The sequence below is a fragment of the Streptomyces spororaveus genome, assembly GCF_016755875.1.
Taxonomy (GTDB): Bacteria; Actinomycetota; Actinomycetes; order Streptomycetales; family Streptomycetaceae; genus Streptomyces; species Streptomyces spororaveus.
Window position 1 is genome coordinate 5,750,713 of the sequence record NZ_BNED01000005.1, and the last position, 24,188, is coordinate 5,774,900.

The window sequence follows — 24,188 nt, forward strand, 5'->3', positions numbered from 1 at the left end:
ATCTTTACGCCAGCAGGCGGTGGACGGATCCCCACCCGTCCACCGCCGCTGTCATTCTGCCGGGCACGTCGGCGCTTCCCGGTGCGACCGACCGCCAGGCCCCGCAAAGCCCCCCACGGCCTTCGCGGAGCGTTTCGGTCGCACCGGAGTGTGCCCGGCGGAGTACAGGATTTCGGTTGTCACGCCCCCGCCGAAAGGGGTTTCAACTGTGGCCGAAAGGGCGTGGTGACAACGTGTGACGGCGTGCATACTCATGGGGCGGGGGGATTGCGGTTGCACAGGTGGGGGTTCGGTGCTGCGTATCCATTTCACTGGAGTGGACCTGGCACGCGTACGGATGGCAGGGCGTCCCGATGCGTTGTGGGAAACGATTCTCAGCTTTCACCGCTTAAGAGACCGGCGCGATGCCCGGTTGTTCGGTGAATGGCGTACGGAAACCCGGAGCAGGTTGAATAGTGAAACACGCACGCTCGGTATGCTCATACCGAGTCGTGGTTATTTCCCCGATTTCTTGACCCCTGTGGAGGGGCAGTACGGGTGGGACGTGGGCCTCGACGCGCTGCGCGGGATCCGTCCCGAGCGCATGCGGCGCGAGCTGCAGCTGCTGGGCGCCGGCGCGCCGATGCCGCCGCGGCTACGGGAGTTCATGGACGGCGGTGACAAACAGCTGCCGCGGCTCATGGGCGAACTCCGCGCGTACCACCGGGCCGCCGTGGAGCCCTACTGGACGCATATCCAGGCCCAGATCGAAGCCGAGCGCGCCGCGCGCGGCCGGGCCCTGCTGGACGGGGGCGCGGACGAACTGCTGGACTCGCTCCCGCCCATGCTGCGCTGGCGGGCTCCGGTACTGGAGTGCGACTATCCGGTGGACCGTGACGTACGGCTGCGGGGGCGCGGGCTGCTGCTCCAGCCGTCCTTCTTCTGCCGGCGCACGGCGGTGACCCTGCACGATCCGGAGCTGCCGCCGGTGCTGGTCTATCCGGCGGCGGCGCAGCTGGCCTCGGCGCCGGCGGGAGGCGAGTCGGCGCGGCCCGTGGAGGAGCAGCGCCAGCGCACGCTGGGCAAGCTGGTGGGGCACACGAGGTCGGTGGTGCTGCGGGCCATAGGGGACGGGGCGACCACCAGCGAGCTGGCCCGCCGGGCCGGGGTCTCGCTGGCCTCCGCGAGCCAGCACGCGTGCGTGATGCGGGAGGCGGGGCTGGTGACCACGCTGCGGCGGGGGAACGCGGTGCTGCACACCGTGACGCCGCTGGGGGCCGCGCTGCTGAGGGGTGGGGCCGTGGCCTCGTGACGCGGCCGTACCCCGGCGGGTTGGACCCGTCGGGGTGCGGCCGGTCGTGCGGGTGCCGGTCCGTTGCGGGGGCGCTGCCCCCGGGCCCCCGCGCCTCAAACGCCGGCGGGGCTGGAATAGGGGGGCGCCGCCCCCCGGCCCCCGCGCCTCACACGCCGGCGGGGCTGGAGGGGAGCGCCGGCGGGGCCGGAAGAGCGGGGGGTCAGGTGCGGAAGGGGCCCGTGACCTCGTAGGTGATGCCGCCGGACGAGCTGCCGCTCGTGCCGCGCTGGCTGGAGAAGTAGAGCCGGTTGCCGGCGGGGGAGAAGGCCGGGCCGGTGATCTCGGAGGAGGACTGGCCGGTGATCCGCAGGAAGGGCGCCACCACGTCGTCCGGGGTGATCAGGCAGATCTCCATGTTGCCGCCGTCCTCGGCGATGTACAGGTCGCCGTACGACGATCCGGTGACGTTGTCGACGCCGGTCAGCGGGGCCGCGCCGCCGGGCACGAGCGAGTCGTCGTAGGCCAGCTCGTACGTGCTGTTCGCGAGGTTCAGCTGCCAGACCCGGTTGTCGCCCTTGGTGGTGAACCAGACGGTGTCGTTGGCGTAGTGGCAGCCCTCGCCGCCGTTGAACTTCTTCGAGCCCGAGACCTGGCTGCGGGTCGCGGTCGGCGAGCCGTCCGGGTCCGGGACGTTCTGCCAGGTGAAGGAGCCGGAGGTGGCGGTTCCGGCCTTGAGGACCTGGAGGGTGCCGGAGGAGAGGTTGCCCCAGGTGGCCGGGATGAAGCGGTAGAAGCAGCCGCTGGTCTCGTCCTCGGTCAGGTAGATGACCTGGCGCACCGGGTCGGCGGCGGCCGCCTCGTGCTTGAACCGGCCCATCGCCGGGCGCTGCACGGCCGCGTTCACCCCGTACGGGTCGGTCTCGTAGACGAAGCCGCGGTCGACCTCCTCGCAGGACAGCCAGGTGTTCCAGGGGGTCTTGCCGCCCGCGCAGTTCTGCCGGGTGTTGGAGAGGATCCGGTAGGCGCCGGTGATGGTGCCGGAGGAGTCGAACTTCACCGCGCTCGCCCCGCCGGAGGGGTTGATCTCCGAGTTGGACACGTAGATCCAGCCCGAGCCGTCGGCGTAACACGCGCCGCCGTCCGGGGCGCTGTGCCAGCTGTACGAGGTGCCGCCGACGGTCTGGCCCGAGCGGGCGACGACCCGGCTGGTGAAGCCGCTGGGGAGCATGATGCCGTTGGCGTCGGCCGCGCCGAGCGCACCGTACGGTCCGGCGCCCGGCTGGGCGGGGGCGGCATAGGCGGCCCCGTGCATCAACGTGCCGCCGAAGGCGGCGGCCGACGAACCGATCACTGCGCCGCGCAGGAAGGTACGACGTTCCACGGTCACTCCTGTGGGAGGAAGGCCCCGCGGCCGGTCGGACGCGGGTCGCACGCGTCGAGGAACCTAGGAGACGTCCGTTGCCGTGGCGCCAACTCCTCATGACGCACGGGCGACCGCTCGACGTGGACCTGGAGGCCCGCCTTCCGCGGATCGCCGACCTCTGCGAGCTCAGCGGTCCGACCTGCGGTTTCGTAGGTCAGGAAAGAAAGTTCGAGAAAACTTCGCTCCGAGCGATGAGTTTCCGGGGGCCCCGTGGTCTACCTCTCGAAAGCACCGGGAAGCACCGGGAAGCACCGGGAACCACCTACGAGAGAAGAGACCTCGGATGTCCGCCACCATGATCTTCGTCAACCTGCCGGTCAAGGACCTGGACGCCAGCAAGGCGTTCTGGAGCAAGCTGGGCTACTCCTTCAACGCCCAGTTCACCGACGAGAACTGCGCCTCGATGGTCATCAGCGACACCATCGTCGCGATGCTCCTGACGGAGGCCCGCTACAAGGACTTCACCCACAAGGAGATCGCGGACGCGACGAAGACGTCCGAGGTGCTGCTCTGCCTGAGCGCCGAGAGCCGCACCGTGGTCGACGAGCTGGTGGACGGGGCCCTGGCGGCCGGTGCCACCGAGCCCCGCCCCGCCCAGGACCACGGCGTCATGTACGGCCGTGCCTTCGACGACCTCGACGGTCACACCTGGGAGATCATGTGGATGGACCCGTCGGTGGTCCAGGGCTGATCACGCTCCCACCCCGCGGTCACGAGGTCACGCGGTCACGAGGTCACGGCGGTCCGTACCGGGTAGGTCCGCACTGCCGTCTCCTCGTCGTCCAGGCAGCGCCCCGACTCCAGGTCGAAACGCTGCTTCAGCAGCGGGGAGGCCACGAAGGGCCGGCCCCCCGCCGTCCCCACCAGCCCGCGCGAGAGCACCTGCGCCCCGGTGAAGGGGTCCTGGTTGCCGATGGCGTACGGGCGCCCCGCGCGGTCGACGAACACCGCGGCCTGGCTCCCGTCCGGCAGCAGCGCCGCCACCCCGCGCCCGGGGATGAGCGCGGACAGCTCGCACACCGTCAGCCAGCCCTGCGCCACCTTCAGTTCCACGGTCATCGGACGGGTCCTCCTATGGTCAGGACGGCCAGGTCGGGCTTGACCTGGTCGCGCTCGGGGACGAACTTCACGGTGGGGTCCGGGGCGCCCGGCGCGTTGACGAAGGACACGAACCGGCGCAGCCGCTCCGGGTCCTGGAGCGTCTCGGCCCACTCGTCCCGGTAGTGCGCCACGTGGTCGGCCATCAGGGCCTCCAGCTCCGCGCACAGCCCGAGCGAGTCGTGCACGACCACGTCCCGCAGGTGGGCCAGGCCTCCCTCCAGCCGCTCCAGCCAGGTGGAGGTCCGCTCCAGCCGGTCGGCGGTGCGGATGTAGAACATCAGGAACCGGTCGATCAGCCGGACCAGTTCCGCGTCCGACAGGTCCTGGGCCAGCAGGTCCGCGTGGCGCGGGGTGGCCCCGCCGTTGCCGCCCACGTACAGGTTCCAGCCACTCGCGGTCGCGATGACGCCGAAGTCCTTGCTCTGCGCCTCCGCGCACTCGCGGGCACAGCCGGACACCGCCGACTTGAGCTTGTGCGGGGAGCGCAGTCCCCGGTAGCGCAGCTCCAGGTCGATGGCCATCCGGACGCTGTCCTGGACCCCGTAGCGGCACCAGGTCTGTCCCACGCAGGACTTCACCGTGCGCAGGGCCTTCCCGTAGGCGTGCCCGGACTCGAACCCGGCCTCCACGAGCCGGGCCCAGATCCGCGGGAGCTGGTCCACGCTCGCGCCGAAGAGGTCGATCCGCTGACCGCCGGTGATCTTCGTGTAGAGGCCGAAGTCCCGGGCCACCTCGCCGATCACGATCAGCTTGTCGGGGGTGATCTCCCCGCCGGGGATGCGCGGGACGACCGAGTAGGAGCCGTTGCGCTGCATGTTCGCGAGGAAGTGGTCGTTGGTGTCCTGGAGGGCGGCCTGCCCTCCGTCCAGGACGTAGCCGCTCGCGCCGAGGGTCGGGGCGAGGGAGGCGATGATCGAGCCGACGGTGGGCTTGCAGACCTCGCAGCCGTCGCCGCCGCGGGCCTCCGGGCGGCCGTGGCCGTCGAGGATCTCCTCGTACGAGGTCAGCCGGCGGGTGCGGACGATCTCGTAGAGCTCTGCCCGGGTGAAGGGGAAGCAGCCGCACAGTCCCTTGTCGGTCGCGGCGGGCAGCAGCTGGCCGATCACCTTGACGCAGCTGCCGCAGCCGGTGCCCGCCTTGGTGCACTTCTTGACCTCGGGGAGGGTGGCGCAGGCGGCGATGGCCTTCTTGGTGACGTTGTGGCAGGAGCAGATCACCGCGTCGTCGGGGAGCGCGGACGGGCCGAGCGCGACCGGTGCGCCGACCCCGGCGGGCAGTACCAGCTGCTCGGGAGCCACGGGCGGAACGCTGCCGGTGAGCGGGCGCAGCAGGCCGTAGGAGTCCGCGTCGCCGACGAGCACCCCGCCGAGGAGGACGCCGTCGGGGGAGACGACCAGCTTCTTGTAGACCCCGGAGCGGGAGTCGGACCAGACGACGTCGAGGCTGTCCGGGGTGGCGCCGTGGGCGTCGCCGAAGGAGGCCACGTCCACGCCGAGCAGCTTGAGCTTGGTGGAGAGGTCGGCCCCGGTGAACTCCTTCTCGCGGCCCAGCAGGTCGTCGGCGGCCGTCTCGGCCATCTCGTAGCCGGGGGCGACCAGCCCGTAGACCCGCCCGTCGACGGCGAGGGCGCACTCGCCGATGGCGTACACGTGCGCGTCGGAGGTGCGGCAGCGGGCGTCGACCGCGATGCCGCCGCGCTCGCCGACGTCCAGGCCCGCGTCGCGGGCCAGCTGGTCGCGGGGGCGGACACCGGCGGAGAAGACGACGAGGTCGGTGTCGACGGTGGAGCCGTCGGAAAGCCGCATTCCGCTGACGTGGCCGTCCTCGCCGACCACCACTTCCTGGGTGCCGACACCGGTGTGGACGGTCAGCCCCATGGACTCGATGGTGCGCAGCAGGGCCGCGCCGCCGCCCTCGTCGACCTGTACGGGCATCAGACGCGGCGCGAATTCGACGATACGGGTGGCCAGGCCCAGCCCCTGGAGGGCGCCGGCGGCCTCCAGGCCGAGCAGGCCGCCGCCGACGACCGCGCCGCAGCTGCGGCTCTTGGCGTACTCCTCGATCGCGAGCAGGTCCTCGATCGTCCGGTAGACGAAGCAGCCGGGGGCGTCCTTGCCCGGGACCGGCGGCACGAAGGGGTAGCTGCCGGTGGCCAGCACCAGGACGTCGTACGGGAACACCTGCCCGGACCGGGAGGTGACGGTACGGGCGGCCCGGTCGATGTGCTCGGCGGGGTCGTCGAGGTGCAGGGCGATGCCGTGCTGCTCCATGAACCCGACGGGCGTCATGGACAGGTCCTCGGGCGTGCTGCCGGAGAAGTACGAGGTCAGGTGCACGCGGTCGTAGGCGGGCCGGGGCTCCTCGCAGAGCACGGTGATCCGGTGCGTGGCGGTGACCCCGCGCTCGGCGAGTGCTTCGAGGTAGCGCTGGCCGACCATGCCGTGCCCGATGAGCACGATCGTGGGCAAGGGCTCGGTCATGTCAGTGGCCTCCGTCGTCGGTGAGCAGGTGGAACAGGTCGCGCGGTGATTCCTCGCCCTCCCAGGTGCGGGCGAGGGCCCCCACGGTGGAGAGCTCGCCGAGCAGCACGCCGCCGACGAGGCGGTCGCCCCGCAGGACGACCTTGCGGTAGGTGCGGCGGGTGGCGTCGGCGAGGCGGACCACGTCGTCGCCGGGCAGGGGGGTGGTCTCGCCGAAGGCGGCGAGGTCGAGGGGCCCGTTCCCGCCGGTGCCCTCGCCGGTGTCGAGGGTGAGGCGGGTGAGGGCGCGGGTGCCGGTGTACTGCGTGGGCTCGCCGGTGAGGAAGGCGGCCAGGGTGTCGGCCTGGTCCAGGGCGGGGCCCGCGAGGCCGTACACCTGGCCGGCGTGCTCGGCGCAGTCGCCGATGGCGTGGATGTGCGGGTCGCCGGTACGGAGCCGGTCGTCGACCACGATGCCCTTGCGGACCTCCAGCCCGGCGGCCCGGGCGAGGCCGGTGCGGGGGCGTACGCCGCAGGCGAGGACGACGAGGTCGGCGTCGAGCCGGTAGCCGTCGGCGAGCTCGACCCCCGTGACCTTGCGATGCCCCCGCGCGGCGCCGCTGCCGGGGCTGCGCCCCGGACCCCGCTCCTCACACGCCGCAGGGGCCGGACGCGCCGTCCCCAGGCCGCGGACCCGGCATTCCGTGTGGATCTCCACTCCGAGGTCGGTCAGGTGCGTGGCCAGCAGGGCGGAGGCCTCCGCGTCCAGTTGGCGCTCCATCAGGCGCTCGCCCTGCTGGGCCAGGACCACCTGCGCGCCGCGCACGGCGAGCGCCCGGGCCGCCGAGACGCCCAGCAGGCCCCCGCCGATCACCACCACGCGGACCCCGGGGCGTACGGCCGCCGAGAGCGCCAGGCAGTCGTCCATCGTGCGGAAGGCGTGCACGCCGTCCGGGAGTTCCCGCCCCTCGGGCTCGAACAGCCCGCGCAGCGGCGGGAGCACCGCGTTCGAGCCGGTGGCCAGCACCAGCGTGTCGTACCGCTCCACCGTGCCGTCGTCGCAGTGCACGGCCCGCTCCGCACGGTCCACGCGGACCGCCCGGACCCCGCGCCGCAGCGCCGGGCCGGGCGCCGGGAGGGCGGTCACCTCCGGCGCGTACCGGCCCGCGAGGACCTCGGCGAGCAGGACCCGGTTGTACGGCTCATGGGTCTCCTCGCCGAGGACGGTCACCGCCGCGGCCGGGCCGAGCCGCTGCGCGAGCCGCAGGCCCGCGAGGCCGCCGCCGATCACCACCACACGCTGTTCCGAGGTCATGCCATGAGCGTGCGCGGCCGCTGTTTCCCCACGACATCGCCTCTGTTACCCGGACGGAACGCCGACCTCAGCGCCCGGGTTAAGGGTCGGTGAGGCCTTCCTCAAGGCCGCCTTAAGGGTCATCAGGGCCGCCACCTGCGGCCTTAGCGTGATCCGTATGCGGAATGCGGTGGGGCGCGTGAGGGGCGGGATACTGGCCGGTGCGGGGGTGGTGACCCTGCTCTGGGCGGCGCAGGTACGGCCCTCGGCCCGCCCGGACGCGCTGTTCGCCACCGCCGCGCACCTGTCCGGACTGCTCGCCGGCTACGGGGTGCTGGTGCTGCTGTTCCTGATGGCCCGGGTACCCGCCGTCGAGCACGGGGTCGGCGCCGACCGGCTCGCCCGCTGGCACGCCTTCGGCGGCCGGTACGTCCTGCTGCTCGTCTTCGGGCACGGGCTCTTCGCCCTGCTCGGATACGCCGTGCACGAGGGAACCGACGTGGTCTCCGCCGCCTCGGAGCTGCTCGGTTACCCCGCGCTCGCCGCCGCCGCGGCCGGGACCGTCCTCCTGGCCGCGGTCGGTGTGACCTCCGCCCGGGCGGTACGCCGCCGGGTGCCGCACGAAACCTGGCGCGGGGTGCACCTGCTCGTCTACCTCGCCGCCGCCCTCGCCTTCGGGCACCAGCTCGCCGGGCCCGATCTGGCCGCGGCCGCCTGGTTCTGGGCGCTGGCCCACACCGTGGTCGCCGTCCTGCTGGTCTGGTACCGGGCCGTCGTGCCCGTCCGGCAGGCCATGCGGCACGCGCTGCGGGTCGCGGACGTCCGGGTCGAGGGGCCCGGGGTGGTCTCCGTCGTCATGTACGGGCAGCACCTGGCGGAACTGCGCGCGGAGCCGGGCCAGTTCCTGCGCTGGCGGTTCCTCCAGCGGCGGCTGTGGCACACGGCCCTGCCGTTCTCGCTGTCCGCGCCGGTCCGGGGCAACGCCCTGCGGATCACCGTGAAGGGGCTCGGCGGCCACTCCCGCCGGATCCGTCGGCTGCGCCCCGGGACGCGGGTGCTGGCCACCGGGCCGTTCGGCGCGCTCACCGCCGCCCGGCGGACCCGGCCCAAGGTGCTGCTGATCGCGGGCGGGGTCGGGATCACCCCGATGCGGGCCCTGTTCGAGACGCTGCCCGGGGGCCCGGGGGACATCACCCTGCTCTACCGGGCCGGGGCCGAGGAGCACCTCGTGCTGCGGACCGAGCTGGAGGCCATCGCCGCCGAGCGGCAGGCCGGTCTGCACTATCTGCTCGGGCCGTCCGACGCCGCCTACGATCCGCTGGCCCCGCAGGCGCTGGCCGCGCTGGTCCCGGACCTGGCCGAGCACGACGTGTACCTGTGCGGGCCGCCGGGGATGGCCGAGGCGACCCGGGCAGCGCTGCTGCGGGCCGGGGTGCCGGCCGGCCGTATCCATTCCGAGTGCTTCAGCTTCTGAGCCGCGTCCCCGCGTCTCCGCGTCCCCTGCCTTTCCTGCCTTCCCCGCGTTCCGCGTTCCCCGAGGAGTCACCGGCCCATGCGTCACCCGCTGCACGTCGCCCTCTCCGTACCCGTCGGCGCCGAGGCTCCGGCGGTCGCGGCGGCCGGGGCCCGGCACCGCAAGCCGCGGCGCCCCTCGCCGGTACGGGCCGGGCTCGCCGTGCTGGCCCGCGTACCGCCCGCGCAGCGGCTGGCGGCGGGGCTGGGGGCGGCCAGTGTGCTGGCCGCGACCGTGCTGACGGGGGCCGTGGACCCGGCGGCTCCGGTGGCCCCGGACCGCGTGCCGGCCGGCCGAACCTCAACCTTTGCGCAACTTTCCGGGGATTGATGGTCACTGCACCCAACTGGTCCATAGGGTCGTGCCGTGCCTGACATATCAACGACCATGATCATCGTCCTGTGCGTGGCCGCGGCCGCGGCCGGCTGGATCGACGCGGTGGTGGGCGGCGGCGGCCTGCTGCTCCTGCCCGCGCTCCTCCTCGGCCTGCCGAACGCCCACCCCGCCACCGTCCTCGGTACCAACAAGGCCGTGGCCATCGTCGGCACCGCCGGGGCGGCCGTCACGTACGCCCGGAAGGCCCCGGTGAACGTGAAGCTGGCCGTCCGCATCGGCCTGGCCGCGCTCGCCGGCTCGATGGGCGGTGCCGCGCTCGCGGGCGGCATCAGCAAGGACGCGCTCCGGCCGCTGATCATGGTGGTGCTCGTGATCGTCGCGGGCGTCGTGATCTTCAAGCCGGGCTTCGGCACCGCCCCGTCGGCCGCGCCCGTCAGCCGGCAGCGGGTGCTGCTCGCCATCGGGCTCGCGGGCCTCGGCATCGGCTTCTACGACGGCCTCATCGGGCCCGGCACCGGCACCTTCCTGGTGCTCGCCCTCACGGCTCTGCTCCACCTCGACCTGGTCACCGCATCCGCCACCGCCAAGATCGTGAACTGCTGCACCAACGCCGGAGCGCTCGCGATGTTCGCCTACCAGGGCATGGTGCTGTGGCAGCTGGCCGCGCTGATGGCGGTGTTCAACCTGGCCGGCGGCATGATCGGTGCCGGTATGGCGCTCAAGAAGGGCAGCGGCTTCGTCCGCGGCGTGCTGCTGACGGTGGTGGGCGCGCTGGTGCTCAAGCTCGGCTTCGAACAGTGGGGCTGACCCGCCCGGAGACACCCCCTAGTACGTCCCGGTGAGGTGCGCGAAGACGACCACGTTGCCGCGGTAGCCCGTGCGCGGCGAGAAGCCGCCGCCGCAGGTGATCACGCGCAGCTCGGCGCGCGCCGAAGGCCCGTACACGCGGGTGTCGGGGAAGGCCTTGGCGTCGTACACCTCCACCGCGTGGACCGTGAACACCGCCGTACGGCCGTCCGCGCGCGGGACCTCGATGGAGGCCCCGCGGCGCAGCGCGCCCAGGTGGTAGAAGACCCCCGGCCCGGCGGCGTCGTCCACGTGCCCGGCGATGACGGCGGTGCCGGTGGCGCCCGGGGTGGTGCCGTCGCGGTACCAGCCGGCCAGGTCCCGCCGGTCGGGCGGCGGTACTTCGAGGCTGCCGCGCGCGTCGAGTCCGAGTCCGGTCAGCGGGGCGTCGACCCGGATGGAGGGGATCCGGATCCGGGCCGGCGGGGAACCGGGGAGCGGGGCGATACCAGGGCCCACCACGCCGGCGGCGGTCAGCGACTCGGCGGGGGAGGGCAGCGGCGGTCCGACGGGTTCGCGTGAACCGCTGGTCACGAGCCAGATGCCGACGCAGGCGGCGAGCGCGACGAGTCCGCCGTGACGGGCGGTGGGGGTGCGGACGGCCCGGTTCCCCGCCCGCCCGGGGCGCGCTCCGGAACCGGGGCGGTCGCCGTCGGTGGGCCGGGGCCACAGGTCACGGCCCCGCTCGCCACCGGAATCGCCACCCATGCGTACCCCCTCCGCTTCGTTCCGGGGTGAGTGGCCGTCGCCCGGCCCCGCGAACGGGGGGGACCTCGCGGGGCGGGCGACGGGGGACGGTACCGGTCGGACCGCGGCCGGAGCCGCGGTGGGCGTCCGTCAGCTCCGCGTGCCGCTCGCCCGGCGACGCAGGAGCCAGGTACCGCCGACGGCGGCAGCGGCCAGTACGGCCACCCCCGCCGCGATCTTGGCGGGGTCGGTGGTGGTGGTCGTGCCACCGCCCACCCCGGTGTTGACGTGGCCCTGCGGGCCGCGCTCGGTGACGGTCAGATTGCCGGTGGCGAACTTGCCGTTCGCGCAGGTCGCGCCGATGCCGTAGGTGCCGCCACGGGTGCCGTGGGCGATCTGGAACTGCCCCACGACCACCTCCTTGTGGGTGCCCGGGACCAGCTTGAACCGGCCGCCGCCGACCGTGGTGGCATCGCCGTCCGCGTGGCTGCCGCTGCCGCAGGCGGTGGTGTTCACGGTGACGGTGGCACCCGGGGCCGCGGACTTGGGCCACACCTCCAGCGCTGCGAAGTCCCCGGGTGCGAAGCCCACCACGCCGAGGTCCGCGGCGGCCATCGCGCCGGCGACCGGCCCGGTGAACGCGGCGGCGGTCAGCGCGGTCGCGGTCAGCAGGTGTGCGGTACGTCGGCGCATGGGGACTCTCCTGGAGACACGGGGTCGTGTTTCCGAGGAAACCCGGACCGCCCGCCAGGCGCCTGCTGATGTCCCGTCAGGTACGCCTTCCCGTACCCCGCCCGCGGAACGTCCACGCAGGTCAACACATGTGCCGCGGCCATCGGAGCGTCCCGCGCCGTCCGGGTGACGCCGACCGCCCGCGAGGCCGTGCACCAGCGGTGCGTACGGTGGTGGAGCGCGGGAGGGCCGGGGCTCGCGGCCCGGCCCGCGTACCGCCGCGCCACATCCCAGGGAGGCCCCGTGACATCGGTCGAACGGCTACCGGACCCGAGCGATCCGCTCCCGTTCTTCGTCTACGGGACCCTGCGCCCGGGCGAGGTCAACCACGACCTCTTCCTGCGCGGCCGCACGGCCTCGGAGGAGCCGGCCGTCCTCCCGGACGCGGCGCTCTACGACGGCCCCGGCTACCCGTACGCGGTCCACCGCCCCGGCACGGCGGTGGTCGGCGAGCTGATCACGGCGGCGCCGGGCGCGTACGGGAGGCTGCTGGCCGCGCTGGACCGGCTGGAGGAGTACGGGGGCCCGGGCCTCCCGGGGAACATGTACGACCGGATCGCCCGCCCGGCCCTGCGCCCCGACGGCACCACGGTGCGCGCCTGGGTCTATCTGGCGGCCCCGCTGATAGCCCGTGACCTGCGGGAATCAGGCCGGGAGATCCCCGGCGGCGACTGGTTCGCGCGCCACTGAGCCGCGGCTACAGACCCTCCGCGCCGCGGTTGCGCAGCCGCTGGCCGTACTGCTGGAGCACCCACAGCTCCTCCTGGACGGCGGCCAGTTGTTCCGGCGGGGCCTGCGGGCCCAGCCGCGACAGCGTGCCCTGGATCTCGTGGACCCGGCGGTCGACGGCGCGCAGCCGCACCTGGACCAGCTGGACCCCCGCGTACATCTCGTCCACCGTCTTCGCGTGGATGGCCTCGACCGCCAGCTCCGTGACGAGCGAGCGCACGGTGTCGTTCGGGGCGGCCGCGCGGACGCGGGCCAGGTAGTCCTCCGCGCCGAGCGAGGCACCGCCCGCGTCCAGGATCGCCTGGCGCACGGCCGCGTAGGGCGGGGCGGTGAACTCGTCCATGCCGTACGCGTCGAAGGTCGGGGAGACCAGGGCGGGCCGCTGGAGGGCGAGCTTCAGCAGCTCGCGCTCGGTGCGGTGGGCCGGACTGCGCAGGTTCAGCGCGGGGCCGCCGGCCGGCTGGGCGGCGGGGGCGGGGACGTCCTCGTAGGACGGGCGGCCGCGCTGCGGCTTCCCGCCCGGCCGGCCGCCCTGGGGTCCGTCGCCCTGGCCGCGCTCGCGGGCCCAGCGGGCCAGCTGCGCGACCCGCTTGACCACGAACTGCTCGTCGCGGATGCCCAGCATGCCCGCCAGCTGGACGGCCGACTCGTGCTGGATCGCGATGTTCTTGATGTTGGCGACGACGGGAGCGGCCTCGTCCAGGGCGGCCGCCCGGCCCGCCGGGTTCTCCAGGTTGTGCCGGGCCACGATGTGCCGCAGCGCGAACTCGAACAGCGGCGTGCGGGCCTCCACCAGGCCGGACACGGCCGCGTCGCCCTGTGCGAGGCGCAGGTCGCAGGGGTCCATGCCGCCGGGGGCGATGGTGATCGAGGTCTCCGCGGCGAACTTCTGGTCGTCCTCGAAGGCCCGCAGCGCGGCCTTCTGCCCGGCCGCGTCCCCGTCGAAGGTGAAGATCACCTCGGCGGTGGCGTTGTCCATCAGCAGCCGGCGCAGGATCTTGATGTGGTCCCCGCCGAAGGCGGTGCCACAGGTCGCGATCGCGGTGGTGACCCCGGCCATGTGGCAGGCCATCACGTCGGTGTAGCCCTCGACGACCACGGCCCGGGAGGTCTTCGCGATCTCCTTCTTGGCCAGGTCGATGCCGTACAGCACCTGGGACTTCTTGTAGATCGCGGTCTCGGGCGTGTTCAGGTACTTCGGGCCGTTGTCGTCGTCGCGCAGCTTGCGCGCGCCGAAGCCGACCACCTCGCCGCTGATGTCGCGGATGGGCCACATCAGACGGCCGCGGAACCGGTCGATCGGCTTGCCGCTGCGGCTGTCCTGGGCGAGCCCGGAGGTGATGAGCTCCTTGTCGGTGAAGCCCTTGCCGCGCAGGAAGCGGGTCAGGTGGTCCCACCCGGCCGGGCTGTAGCCCACGCTGAAGTGCGCGGCCGCGGCCTGGTCGAAGCCGCGCTCGGCCAGGAACTTGCGGCCGATCTCCGCCTCGGGGCTGTCCAGCTGGTCGACGTAGAACTGGGCCGCGGCCCGGTGTGCCTCGACCAGCCGGATGCGGTCACCGCGGCCGCTGGTGCCGGCGGTGTAGCCGCCCTCCTCGTACCGCAGGGTGATCCCGGCCAGGCCGGCCAGGCGCTCGACCGCCTCCGAGAAGGACAGGTGGTCGATCTTCATGACGAAGTCGAGGGTGTCCCCGCCCGCCTGGCAGCCGAAGCAGTGGTAGAGCCCCTTGCTCGGGCTGACCTGGAAGGAGGGGGACTTCTCGTCGTGGAAGGGGCACAGGCCCTTGAGGTTGCCGCCGCCCGCGTTGCGCAGCTGGAGGTACTCGGAGACCACGGCGTCGATCGGGACCGCGTCCCGTACCGCCTTCACGTCGTCGTCATTGATCCGTCCTGCCACCCGTGAAGTCTACGGCCGGTCGCCGGCGAAACCGTCAGGCCCCCTCGGCCCGCACCAGGGACTCCAGCGGAACCGACGGGTCCGCCAGTGCCTCGCGGCTGACCGGCGTCTTCGACCTGATCAGGGCCTGGATGTGCCCGGTGACATCCCATACGTTCACGTTCATTCCGGCCAGGACCCGGCCCTCCGACAGCCAGAAGGCGATGAACTCCCGCTTGCCCGCGTCACCGCGGATCAGCACCTGGTCGTAGCCGCCGGGCGGGGCGTATCCCGAGTACTCCAGGCCCACGTCGTACTGGTCCGAGAAGAAGTACGGCACCCGGTCGTAGCCGACCTCCTGGCCCAGCATGGCCCGCGCGGCCGCCGGGCCGCCGTTCAGCGCGTTGGCCCAGTGCTCGACCCGCAGCCGGGTCCCGAGGACCGGGTGGTGGGCGGCGGCCACGTCCCCGACCGCGTAGATGTCCGGATCGTTGGTGCGCAGGGAGGAGTCGACCGCGATCCCGCCGCCGTGCTCCCGGTCGACCAGCGCCAGCCCGGCGGTCTCGGCGAGCGCGGTCCGCGGGGCCGCCCCGATCGCGGAGAGCACCGCGTGCGCCGGGTGCTCCTCCCCGTCGTCCGTACGGGCGGCCAGCACCATGCCGTCGTGGCCCACGATCTCGGTCAGCCGCGCCCCGAAGTGGAACCGCACCCCGTGATCGGCGTGCAGGTCCGCGAAGAGCCGGCCGATCTCCGGGCCGAGCACCGCGTGCAGCGGCGTGGCCTCCGGTTCGACCACGGTGACCTCGGCGCCGTAGCCGCGGGCCGCGGCGGCCACCTCCAGCCCGATCCACCCGGCACCGGCGATGAGCAGGTGCCCGTTGTCCCGGCCGAGCCCGGCCAGTACGCCCTTCAGCCGCTCGGCGTGTGCGAGGCGCCGCAGGTGGTGCACCCCGGCCAGGCCGGTGCCCGGGACCTCCAGGCGGCGCGGCTCGGCGCCGGTGGCCAGCAGCAGCTTGTCGTAGTGCAGGACGGCTCCGTCGCCGAGGACCACCTTCTTGGCGTCCCGGTCGAGGTGGACCGCGGGCTGGCCGAGGTGCAGCTCGATGTCGGCGGCCGCGTACCAGGACGGCTCGTGGACGAAGACGCTCTCCCGGTCGTCCTTGCCGGTCAGGTAGCCCTTGGACAGCGGCGGGCGTTCGTAGGGATGGTCGCGCTCGTCGCCGATCAGGATCACCCGCCCCGTGAACCCCTCGGACCTCAGCGTTTCGGCCGCCTTTGCCCCGGCGAGCCCTGCGCCGACGATGACGAATGTCCGGTGTGCGTCGACCACCTGATGCCTCCTCATAACCTCTCCGCCACATGCGACCACATGCGAGCGTCCCGCACCGAGCCTGCCGCGTGAAGGGGGAGTGGCTCGATCAGTTCACCTTTCGGCGCGTCGGCCGCGCCGGGTGAGGCGTGCGTGAAGGGAACGCGCGGCAGCGTCCGTGAGGCACGCGATCTGGTCGACGACCGCCCTCTTCCTGGCCTTGTCGTCCGGGGCCGCGTCGAAGATCGCCCGGAACTGCGGGTCCAGCCCCTCGGGGGCGCGGGCGCTGAGGGCCTCCGCGAGTTCGGCCAGGACGATGCGCTGGTCGGCGCGGATCCGTTCCTGCTCGTCGCGCTGCATGACGTACAGGTCGGCGACCGCCTTGAGTACGGCGCACTCGTTGCGCGCCTCGCGCGGGATCACCAGTTCGGCCCCGTAGCGGGTGAGGCGGCCGGAGCCGTACGCCTCCCGCGTGGCTCCCTCGGCGGCCAGGCAGAACCGGCCGATCAGCTGGCTCGTGGCGTCCTTGAGCCGGGCCTGGGCGACGGCCGAACCGTCGTACCCGTGCGGCCACCACTCCTGCTCCATCAAACGGTCGAGGGCGGCCCGCAGTTCCTCGGGCGCGGTGTCGGCGGGGACGTACCGGCCGATGGCCACCTGCCAGATCGCCGTGCGCTCGGGCTCGGCGAAGAGCAGGTTGGGGTCGAGGTGGCCGGCGTGCAGGCCGTCCTCGAAGTCGTGCACGGAGTACGCGACGTCGTCCGCCCAGTCCATGACCTGGGCCTCGAAGCACTTGCGGTCCGCGGGCGCGCCGCGGCGCAGCCAGGCGAAGACCGGCAGGTCGTCCTCGTACGCGCCGAACTTCACCGAGCCGGGGTCGGTGGGGTGGTCCCCGCGCGCCCACGGGTACTTGGTGGCGGCGTCCAGGCAGGCCCGGGTGAGGTTGAGGCCGACGCTGACGAGCTCCCCGCTCGCCGGATCGGGCACGAACCGCTTGGGCTCCAGCCGGGTCAGCAGGCGCAGCGACTGGGCGTTGCCCTCGAAGCCGCCGCAGTCCTTGGCGAACTCGTTGAGCGCCTCCTCGCCGTTGTGGCCGAAAGGCGGATGGCCCATGTCGTGGGAGAGGCAGGCGGCTTCGACGAGGTCGGGGTCGCAGCCGAGCGCGGCGCCGAGTTCCCGCCCGACCTGGGCGCACTCCAGCGAGTGCGTCAGGCGGGTCCGGGGGCTCGCGTCCCAGTCGTAGGAACGGGTGCCGGGTGTGACGACCTGGGTCTTCCCGGCGAGGCGGCGCAGCGCGGCGGAGTGCAGCACACGGGCGCGGTCGCGCTGGAAGGCGGTCCGGCCGGGCCGTTTGTCGGGCTCCGCGGCCCAGCGCTCGGTGTCGGCCGCGTCGTAGAGGTCGCGGTGGTCGTCGGTGAGGGCGTGCGTGGTGCCTTCCATGCAGAGACGGTAACCGGAACAACTGACAAACCGGGATCAGGCGGAGAGGAGTTCCGGCCGCGCCAGGTCCAGGGGGAGGGCGCGGGCCTCGTCGTAGCGGTGCAGCAGCAGGCGGGCCAGGGCCGGGTGGTCGCCCAGCGGGGCGGCGGCGGGGCCGGGCGCCGCCGCGGCGGTCTGGGCGGCGAACCGGCCCGGAGCGGCGAAGTACGAGGCCACGGCGATCCGGTGGTGACCACGGGCGGCGAGGGCGCGCACCGCCTCGGGGGCGCTCGGTGCGGCGGCGGAGGCGTAGGCGCAGGTCACCGGGGTGCCGCCGAGGCGTTCGGAGAGCAGGGCGGCGGTGCGGCGGGTGTCGGCCGCCGCGTCGGGGTCGCGGGAACCGGCGGCGGCCAGCACGACGGCCGAACCGGGGTCCGGGGTCCAGCCGGTCTCCAGGAGCCGCTCGTACAGGGCCTCGACGAGCAGCGGGTGCGGGCCCAGCGGAGCGGCGACCCGGGTGAGCAGGTGCCGGGCCCGGGCGGCGGCCGCCGGGAGATCGCGCTTGACGTGGTACCCGCGGCCGAGCAGCAGCGGGACGAGCACGGCCGAGCCGGAGAGCCCGCCCAGGGTTTCGTCGAGGAGCGGCTCGTTCAGCTCGATGTGGCCGAGCCGGACGTCGAGGCGGGGGCGGAGTTCGCGGACGCGTTCGAGGAGGGCGCGGGCGGTGTGCAGGGCGCGCGGGTCACGGCTGCCGTGGGCCACGGCGACGAGGGTGGGCTGCATGGGCGGACTCCGGGTCGGCGCAGGCCGCTGAGCTGGGTGCCCAGCTGGAGGGTGATGCGGCCGAGGAGCTCGGCCGTGCTGTCGAAGGGCAGGGCGGGGAATTCGGGAGGGTGCACCGGCTCCGTCATGCATCGATCCTCCGCGCCGCAGGTTGCCGGTGCGTTGCGCGGGGATGACGGGTCTTTGCCGTGTGCTCACAGGGCGTCCGGCGGGGCTGTTCGGCGCCGGCGCGCCCCGCGGCGCACCTGCCGGAGATCGGGGCCGGGTGAACCGCACGGCCCCGGTACGCGTCCTGACCAGCGGACGAGCTGCCGAGACACCAGGGGATGGACGATGCGCCGACCGCGCCTGCCGAGAGTCGAGTGGAGCCGGGCGGTGGCGGCGCTGCGCAGCGTACGGAACCGGCGGCGGGCGGTGCAGGCCGTCATGGCGGGCTGCGTCCTGGCGCTGCTGCCCTCGGCGTGGATGCACGCGGTGGCGGCCGACCGGCTGCGGACCACGGCCGACGCGCCGGCCGCCGAGGTGGCCGTGGTGTTCGGCGCGGGCCTGCTGGGGAGCCGGCCCACCCCCTACCTGGCCGACCGGCTCGACGCCGCCGCCGAGCTGTACCGCACCGGCAAGGTCAAGGTCGTCCTGGTCACCGGGGACAACAGCCGCAGGGAGTACGACGAGCCCGACGCGATGCGCACGTACCTCACCGCGCACGGGGTGCCGGACGCGCGGATCGTCAGCGACTACGCGGGCTTCGACACCTGGGACTCCTGCGTGCGGGCCAAGGAGATCTTCGGCGTGGAGCGGGCGGTGCTGGTCACCCAGGGCTTCCACATCCGCCGGGCCGTCGCCCTGTGCCAGGCGGCGGGCCTGGAGTCGTACGGCGTCGGCGTGGCCGACGTGCACGACGCCACCTGGTACTACGGCGAGACCCGCGAGGTCTTCGCGGCCGGCAAGGCGGCGCTGGACGCGGTCTTCGAGCCCGCCCCGCGCTTCCTGGGACCGAAGGAGGAAGGGGTGTCGCGGGCCCTGGCCGCTCTGGCAGACTGACGCGGCGCCGGTTATGCCGATTAGTCATATGCCGGTCAGTCCGTACGAGCGCGTCAGGGGTGGGGAACCGTGGCTGTTGTGGATCTGAGCGGCAAGGTCGTCGTCATCACCGGAGGGGCCCGCGGCCTGGGCGCCGCGGCCGCGCAGGCCGTCGTGGACGGCGGCGGCAAGGTACTGATCACCGACGTGCTGGAGGCGGAGGGCACCGAGACCGCCGCGCAGCTCGGCGGCGCGGCGCGCTTCGTCCGGCACGACGTGACCAGCGAGGACGACTGGCAGGCGGCCCTGGAGCACGCGGTCGCCGCATTCGGCCGCATCGACGGCCTGGTGAACAACGCGGGCATATCCACCGGCCGGTTCCTGGAGCACGAGAGCGTCGAGCACTTCCGCCAGGTCATCGAGATCAACCTGGTCGGCGTGTTCATCGGCCTCAAGACCGCGATCCCGCTGCTGCGCGCCAACGGCGGCGGATCGATCGTCAACATCTCCTCCGCCGCGGGCCTCACCGGCCTCGCGCTCACCGCCGGGTACGGGGCCTCCAAGTGGGGCGTGCGCGGCCTGTCGAAGATCGGCGCGGTGGAGCTCGCCGAGGCCGGGATCCGCGTCAACTCCGTCCACCCCGGCATGACCCTGACCCCGATGACCGCCCCGATCGGCATCCAGGCGGGCGAGGGCAACTACCCCGGCGCCCCGCTCGGCCGCGTCGGCGCCCCCGAGGAGATCGCCGCCGCCGTCGCCTTCCTGCTCTCCGACGCCGCCGGCTACATCACGGGCGCCGAACTCGCCGTAGACGGCGGCTGGACCGCGGGCCTGACGGTGAAGCACCTGACGGGCCGGTGACCGCCTGACCCGCCCGGACCGGCGAGCGGAACGGCGGGGGCGCCCCGGCACGCACCCGACCCCGCCCGGACCTGCCGGTACCGGTCCGACGGGCCGGCCGGCGGCCTCACAGCAGGCGCGGGGCGGCACTGAGGCAGAGCATGCGGGCTTGTAACGCGGGACGGCGGCCCGTGTAACACCACCGCCCCAGGCTGAGCCGTATGCACACCTCGGACTCCGCCACCGACACGCACTGCCCTTACTGCGCCCTGCAGTGCGGGATGAGGCTCCGCCCCGAACCGGGCGGTGCCACCGTGGCAGTGGAGGAGCGCGCCGACTTCCCCGTGAACCGGGGCGCACTGTGCGGCAAGGGCCGCACCGCGCCCGCCGTGCTCTCCTCCCGGGTGCGCCTGACCGAGCCGCTCGTCCGCACCCACGCCGGGCGGCTGGAACCGGCCACCTGGGAGGAGGCCCTCGACGCCGTCGCCGCGGGCCTCACCCGCACGAGCCGTGCGTACGGTCCGGACGCCGTCGGCGTCTTCGGCGGCGGCGGCCTCACCAACGAGAAGGCCTACGCGCTCGGCAAGTTCGCCCGCGTCGCCCTGCGCACCTCGCAAATCGACTACAACGGCCGCTTCTGCATGTCCTCGGCCGCCGCCGCCCACCAGCGCGCCTTCGGGCTCGACCGCGGGCTGCCCTTCCCGCTGGAGGACATCCCCCGCACCGGCTGCGTCATCCTCGTCGGCTCGAACCTGGCCGAGACCATGCCGCCCGCCCTGCGCTACCTCACCGAGCTCAAGGCGAACGGCGGCACCCTGATCGTCATCGACCCGCGCCGCACCCGCACCGCCGAACAGGCCGATCTGCACCTCGCCCCGCGCCCGGGCACCGACCTCGCCCTCGCGCTCGGCCTGCTGCACCTGATCGTCGCGGAAGGCCGGACCGACGCGGAGTTCATCGCCGCCCGCACCACCGGCTGGGAGGGGGCCCGGGCCGCAGCGATGGCCCACTGGCCGGAACTGGTGGAGCGCATCACCGGGATACCGGTCCCCAGGCTCCGCGAGGCCGTGGCGATGTTCTGCGCTCCGGAATCCGCCATGGTCCTCACCGCCCGGGGCCCCGAGCAGCAGTCCAAGGGCACCGACACCGTCGGAGCCTGGATCAACCTGTGCCTGGCCACCGGCCGGGCCGGCCGCCCGCTCTCCGGCTACGGCTGCCTCACCGGGCAGGGCAACGGCCAGGGCGGCCGCGAGCACGGCCAGAAGGCCGACCAGCTGCCCGGCTACCGCAAGCTCACCGACCCGGCGGCCCGCGCCCACGTCGCCGGGGTCTGGGGCGTCGACCCCGACGCCCTCCCCGGCCCGGGCCGCAGCGCCTACGAACTCCTCGACGCCCTCGGCACGGATGTGAAGGCCCTGCTCCTGATGGGCTCGAACCCGGTGGTCTCCGCCCCCGGCGCCGCCCACATCGAGGACCGCATCCGCTCCCTGGACTTCCTCGCGGTCGCCGACGTCGTCCTCTCCGAGACGGCGGCACTCGCGGACGTGGTCCTCCCGGTCACCCAGTGGGCGGAGGAGACCGGCACCACCACCAACCTGGAGGGCCGCGTCCTGCTCCGCCGCCGGGCCCTGACCGCACCGCCCGGGGTCCGCAGCGACCTGGACGTCCTGCACGGACTCGCCGCCCGCCTGGGCGTCGAGAAGGGCTTTCCCACGGAGCCGGAGGAGGTCTTCGAGGAACTGCGCCGCGCCTCGGCCGGCGGCCCCGCGGACTACTCGGGCATCACCTACGCCCGGATCGAGGCCGAACAGGGCGTCTTCTGGCCCTGCCCCGACGTCGCCGAAGATCCCGAAGGCTCCGGGGCCTCCCACGCGGGCACCCCGCGCCTGTTCCTGGACCGCTTCGCCACCGAAGACGGCCGGGCCCGCTTCGTCCCCGTCTCCCACCGCGACGCCGCCGAGGTCCCCGACGCGGACTACCCGCTGCTGCTCACCACCGGCCGGGTGGTCGCCCAGTACCAGTCCGGAGCCCAGACCCGCCGGGTGGACGAGCTCAACGCGGCCGCCCCCGGCCCCTTCGTGGAACTCCACCCGCGGCTGGCCGCCCGGATCGGCGCGGTCGACGGCAGCCCGCTCGCGGTGACCTCCCGCCGCGGCCGCGCGGTCGCCCCGGCCCGCATCACCGACACCATCAGGGCGGACACCGTCTTCATGCCGTTCCACTGGCCGGGCGAGGGCCGCGCCAACACCCTCACCAACCCGGCCCTGGACCCCACCTCCCGCATGCCGGAATTCAAAGTCTGCGCGGTCCGCGTCGAGCCGGCCTAGTCGTCGATCCACCCGTCGTCCACCGACGGGCCGCTGTCGTACAGCACGAACTCCCGCTCCTGCGACCGGGTCTCGTACCCCGCCGGCAGGAGCAGCTTCAGGTGGTGCTCGAAGTAACCGCCGCCCGGCCCGGGGGAGTCCGTCGTCCACGGGACCGTCTCCACCTTGACCCGGACCGGGTCGAAGCCGGCCGCGCGCAGCCGGGGTACCAGGCGCTCGTGGCCCGTGCGGTCCGGCAGCGTCGGCATCGGCTGGGACACCATGCGGCCGCGGGCCAGCAGGAGGTGGGTGACCTTCAACTCCCGTGCCCCGGCCCACGCGTCGAGGCGCGCCAGCGCGTACTCCGCCATGGAATCGATCATCTCGGACATGCGTCCGATCCGCATCGGGCTTCCCGCCGGGGGGTAACCATCCGGTCACGCACCGGACTCAGAAAGTGCTCGCACGCCCCTCGTGGCCGCGATGTGTCGTACCCCACACTGAGGTGCGGTGCCCCCGTCCTCGGAGCCCTGGAGGTCGCCCCCGTGCAGACCCGGACCCTGACCGTGAACGTGAGCGAGTCCTCGGAGGCCAAGGCCGTGGACGAAGAGCCCGAGGTACTGGAGCTGATCGAGCCGGTGCCCGCGCAGCGCAGGCGCAGCAGCGACAGCGGAGGCGGGGCGGGCCCGTCCGCCGACCTGTTCCGGCAGTACCTCCGCGAGATAGGCAGGATCCCGCTGCTCACCGCCGCGGAGGAGGTGGACCTCGCGCGCCGCGTCGAAGCCGGCCTCTTCGCCGAGGAGAAGCTCGGCACCGCCCCCGACCTCGACACACAGCTCGCCCTCGACCTCGACAAGCTCGTCGTCATGGGCCGGATGGCCAAACGCCGTCTCATCGAGTCGAACCTGCGGCTCGTCGTCTCCGTCGCCAAGCGGTACGTCGGCCGCGGACTCACCATGCTCGACCTCGTGCAGGAGGGGAACCTCGGACTGATCCGGGCCGTGGAGAAGTTCGACTACGCCCGCGGGTACAAGTTCTCCACCTACGCCACCTGGTGGATCCGGCAGGCGATGTCCCGGGCCCTCGCCGACCAGGCCCGGACCATCCGCGTGCCCGTCCACGTCGTCGAGCTGATCAACCGGGTCGTCCGCGTGCAGCGCCGCATGCTCCAGGAGCGCGGGTACGAGCCCACGGCCGAAGAGGTGGCCGTCCACCTGGAGTTGACGCCCGAGCGGGTCCTGGAGGTGCTCCGCCTCGCCCAGGAGCCGGTCTCCCTGCACGCTCCCGTGGGCGAGGAGGACGACGTCGCGCTGGGCGACCTCATCGAGGACGGGGACGCCGCCTCGCCCGTGGAGTCGGCCGCCTTCTTCCTGCTGCGCGAGCACCTGGAAGCCGTCCTGTCGACCCTCGGCGAGCGCGAGCGCAAGGTCGTGCAGCTGCGGTACGGCCTCGCCGACGGGCGGCCCCGCACCCTGGAGGAGATCGGCCGGATCTTCGGCGTGACGCGCGAGCGGATCCGCCAGATCGAGTCCAAGACCCTCAACAAACTGCGCGACCACGCCTTCGCCGACCAGCTCCGCGGCTACCTGGACTGACGGACCGACGGAATAGGGGGCGCCCCGCCAGGCGCCCCCGCCCCGTCGCTCGGCGGCGACTACGGCAGCGGCTGAGCGGGCTCGTGCGGGCCGGTCAGGCTCCGGCTCATCCAGACGTCGTCAACGTAGGCCCCGTCCAGCAGGAACTCCTCGGGCAGGACGCCGACCACCGCGAATCCGCACCGCCGGTAGAGGCGCTGCGCCGGCAGGTTGTGGCCGAGCACCCGCAGGTTCATGCGGCGGGCACCAGCGGCCCGCGCGGCGGCGCAGACCGCCTCGACGAGGGCCTGCCCGACCCCGCCGCCACGGGCGGATCCGAGGACGGCCAGTCCCTGGATGTGCCGGACGTGCCGATTGGTTTCGAGGGGGCTGGCCGGAGCCTGGGCGATGTACCCGACGATCCTCCGCCCGCGTTCCGCGACGAGGTAGTTCTCCACGGGATGCCGCTCGTCGAAGACGGCTGCGCCGGCCGGGCGCTCGGGCCCGGGTTCACTCACGCGCGACCACGTCGAGCGGAACAGCTCCACTATCTCGCGCTCGTCCTCCGCCCGGGCGGGGCGAATCACCACGTCCAATGCCATGCCGTCATGCTAACCACGGCGAAGGGGCACCCGGGTACGTGCCGTACCCGGGTGCCCCTGGTGCCCGTC

Annotated in this window: 22 protein-coding genes; 10 read left to right on the plus strand and 12 right to left on the minus strand. The window is 73.5% G+C overall.

Features of this window, described 5'->3' with window-relative positions:
* Positions 1-292: 292 nt before the first annotated feature.
* Entirely contained in the window at positions 293-1,291 is a 999-nt protein-coding gene (locus Sspor_RS28350) for an ArsR/SmtB family transcription factor (RefSeq protein ID WP_202201638.1), read from the plus strand.
* 202 nt (positions 1,292-1,493) lie between these two features.
* On the opposite strand, the gene Sspor_RS28355 is transcribed toward Sspor_RS28350, so the two are convergent.
* Positions 1,494-2,654 carry an alkaline phosphatase PhoX gene (locus Sspor_RS28355; RefSeq protein WP_202201639.1) on the minus strand — a complete coding sequence of 387 codons (1,161 nt, stop codon included), beginning with the start codon at positions 2,652-2,654 and terminating at the stop codon, positions 1,494-1,496.
* A gap of 325 nt (positions 2,655-2,979) precedes the next feature.
* Here Sspor_RS28355 and Sspor_RS28360 point away from each other — a divergent pair, with 325 nt between their 5' ends.
* The gene (locus tag Sspor_RS28360; protein WP_202201640.1) at positions 2,980-3,387 is read left to right on the plus strand and encodes a VOC family protein; all 408 of its coding nucleotides are present in this window, start codon (positions 2,980-2,982) and stop codon (positions 3,385-3,387) included.
* Positions 3,388-3,422: 35 nt separating this feature from the next.
* Here Sspor_RS28360 and nirD read toward each other — a convergent pair whose 3' ends face one another.
* From nirD to Sspor_RS28375, 3 genes are read right to left on the minus strand one after another with little or no spacing between them, the layout of a single operon-like run.
* Complete coding sequence (gene nirD / locus Sspor_RS28365) at positions 3,423-3,755, minus strand: nitrite reductase small subunit NirD (RefSeq protein ID WP_109778799.1); 333 nt, start codon at positions 3,753-3,755, stop codon at positions 3,423-3,425.
* On the minus strand, positions 3,752-6,277 hold the full coding sequence (gene nirB, locus Sspor_RS28370) for a nitrite reductase large subunit NirB (protein ID WP_202201641.1): 2,526 nt from the start codon (positions 6,275-6,277) through the stop codon (positions 3,752-3,754). The genes nirD and nirB overlap by 4 nt, the downstream gene beginning before the upstream one ends.
* Position 6,278: 1 nt before the next feature.
* A complete protein-coding gene (locus Sspor_RS28375) occupies positions 6,279-7,571 on the minus strand; it encodes an NAD(P)/FAD-dependent oxidoreductase (RefSeq protein WP_202201642.1) in 1,293 nt (430 codons plus the stop codon).
* 157 nt (positions 7,572-7,728) lie between these two features.
* Between Sspor_RS28375 and Sspor_RS28380 the strand changes: the two genes are divergently transcribed.
* The 3 genes from Sspor_RS28380 to Sspor_RS28390 all read left to right on the plus strand — a co-directional run bounded on the left by Sspor_RS28380 (position 7,729) and on the right by Sspor_RS28390 (position 10,206).
* The gene (locus Sspor_RS28380; RefSeq protein WP_202201643.1) at positions 7,729-9,024 is read left to right on the plus strand and encodes a ferredoxin reductase family protein; all 1,296 of its coding nucleotides are present in this window, start codon (positions 7,729-7,731) and stop codon (positions 9,022-9,024) included.
* A 78-nt stretch (positions 9,025-9,102) separates the two neighbouring features.
* A complete protein-coding gene (locus Sspor_RS28385; protein ID WP_202201644.1) occupies positions 9,103-9,393 on the plus strand; it encodes a hypothetical protein in 291 nt (96 codons plus the stop codon).
* Between the two features lie 36 nt (positions 9,394-9,429).
* The gene (locus Sspor_RS28390) at positions 9,430-10,206 is read left to right on the plus strand and encodes a sulfite exporter TauE/SafE family protein (protein WP_202201645.1); all 777 of its coding nucleotides are present in this window, start codon (positions 9,430-9,432) and stop codon (positions 10,204-10,206) included.
* 18 nt (positions 10,207-10,224) lie between these two features.
* On the opposite strand, the gene Sspor_RS28395 is transcribed toward Sspor_RS28390, so the two are convergent.
* Both Sspor_RS28395 and Sspor_RS28400 read right to left on the minus strand, forming a co-directional pair.
* Positions 10,225-10,953, minus strand: coding sequence for a class F sortase (locus Sspor_RS28395; protein WP_202201646.1), 729 nt, complete (start codon positions 10,951-10,953; stop codon positions 10,225-10,227).
* Between the two features lie 129 nt (positions 10,954-11,082).
* Complete coding sequence (locus Sspor_RS28400; RefSeq protein ID WP_237404063.1) at positions 11,083-11,625, minus strand: GVDTG sorting domain-containing protein; 543 nt, start codon at positions 11,623-11,625, stop codon at positions 11,083-11,085.
* Between the two features lie 282 nt (positions 11,626-11,907).
* Between Sspor_RS28400 and Sspor_RS28405 the strand changes: the two genes are divergently transcribed.
* On the plus strand, positions 11,908-12,354 hold the full coding sequence (locus tag Sspor_RS28405; protein ID WP_202201647.1) for a gamma-glutamylcyclotransferase family protein: 447 nt from the start codon (positions 11,908-11,910) through the stop codon (positions 12,352-12,354).
* Between the two features lie 7 nt (positions 12,355-12,361).
* Here Sspor_RS28405 and dnaG read toward each other — a convergent pair whose 3' ends face one another.
* From dnaG to Sspor_RS28425, 4 genes are all read right to left on the minus strand, one after another.
* Positions 12,362-14,287, minus strand: coding sequence for a DNA primase (gene dnaG, locus Sspor_RS28410; protein WP_202201648.1), 1,926 nt, complete (start codon positions 14,285-14,287; stop codon positions 12,362-12,364).
* Positions 14,288-14,321: 34 nt separating this feature from the next.
* Positions 14,322-15,596 carry an NAD(P)/FAD-dependent oxidoreductase gene (locus Sspor_RS28415; protein ID WP_202201649.1) on the minus strand — a complete coding sequence of 425 codons (1,275 nt, stop codon included), beginning with the start codon at positions 15,594-15,596 and terminating at the stop codon, positions 14,322-14,324.
* 93 nt (positions 15,597-15,689) lie between these two features.
* Positions 15,690-17,015, minus strand: a complete 1,326-nt coding sequence (locus tag Sspor_RS28420) for a deoxyguanosinetriphosphate triphosphohydrolase (RefSeq protein ID WP_202201650.1) — start codon at positions 17,013-17,015, stop codon at positions 15,690-15,692.
* A gap of 36 nt (positions 17,016-17,051) precedes the next feature.
* Positions 17,052-17,777, minus strand: coding sequence for a sirohydrochlorin chelatase (locus Sspor_RS28425; protein WP_237404064.1), 726 nt, complete (start codon positions 17,775-17,777; stop codon positions 17,052-17,054).
* 333 nt (positions 17,778-18,110) lie between these two features.
* Here Sspor_RS28425 and Sspor_RS28430 point away from each other — a divergent pair, with 333 nt between their 5' ends.
* The 3 genes from Sspor_RS28430 (at position 18,111) to Sspor_RS28440 (ending at position 21,964) form a co-directional block, all read left to right on the plus strand.
* The gene (locus tag Sspor_RS28430; protein ID WP_202201652.1) at positions 18,111-18,818 is read left to right on the plus strand and encodes a SanA/YdcF family protein; all 708 of its coding nucleotides are present in this window, start codon (positions 18,111-18,113) and stop codon (positions 18,816-18,818) included.
* A 69-nt stretch (positions 18,819-18,887) separates the two neighbouring features.
* A complete protein-coding gene (locus Sspor_RS28435) occupies positions 18,888-19,658 on the plus strand; it encodes a glucose 1-dehydrogenase (RefSeq protein WP_202201653.1) in 771 nt (256 codons plus the stop codon).
* A 200-nt stretch (positions 19,659-19,858) separates the two neighbouring features.
* Entirely contained in the window at positions 19,859-21,964 is a 2,106-nt protein-coding gene (locus tag Sspor_RS28440) for a molybdopterin oxidoreductase family protein (protein WP_202201654.1), read from the plus strand.
* On the opposite strand, the gene Sspor_RS28445 is transcribed toward Sspor_RS28440, so the two are convergent.
* Complete coding sequence (locus Sspor_RS28445) at positions 21,961-22,335, minus strand: hypothetical protein (RefSeq protein WP_237404065.1); 375 nt, start codon at positions 22,333-22,335, stop codon at positions 21,961-21,963. The genes Sspor_RS28440 and Sspor_RS28445 overlap by 4 nt on opposite strands.
* A 138-nt stretch (positions 22,336-22,473) precedes the next feature.
* On the opposite strand from Sspor_RS28445, the gene Sspor_RS28450 reads away from it, so the two are divergent.
* Positions 22,474-23,538 carry an RNA polymerase sigma factor gene (locus Sspor_RS28450; protein WP_373318911.1) on the plus strand — a complete coding sequence of 355 codons (1,065 nt, stop codon included), beginning with the start codon at positions 22,474-22,476 and terminating at the stop codon, positions 23,536-23,538.
* A 59-nt stretch (positions 23,539-23,597) separates the two neighbouring features.
* Here Sspor_RS28450 and Sspor_RS28455 read toward each other — a convergent pair whose 3' ends face one another.
* Positions 23,598-24,119, minus strand: coding sequence for a GNAT family N-acetyltransferase (locus Sspor_RS28455; protein ID WP_202201655.1), 522 nt, complete (start codon positions 24,117-24,119; stop codon positions 23,598-23,600).
* Between the last annotated feature and the right edge of the window lie 69 nt (positions 24,120-24,188).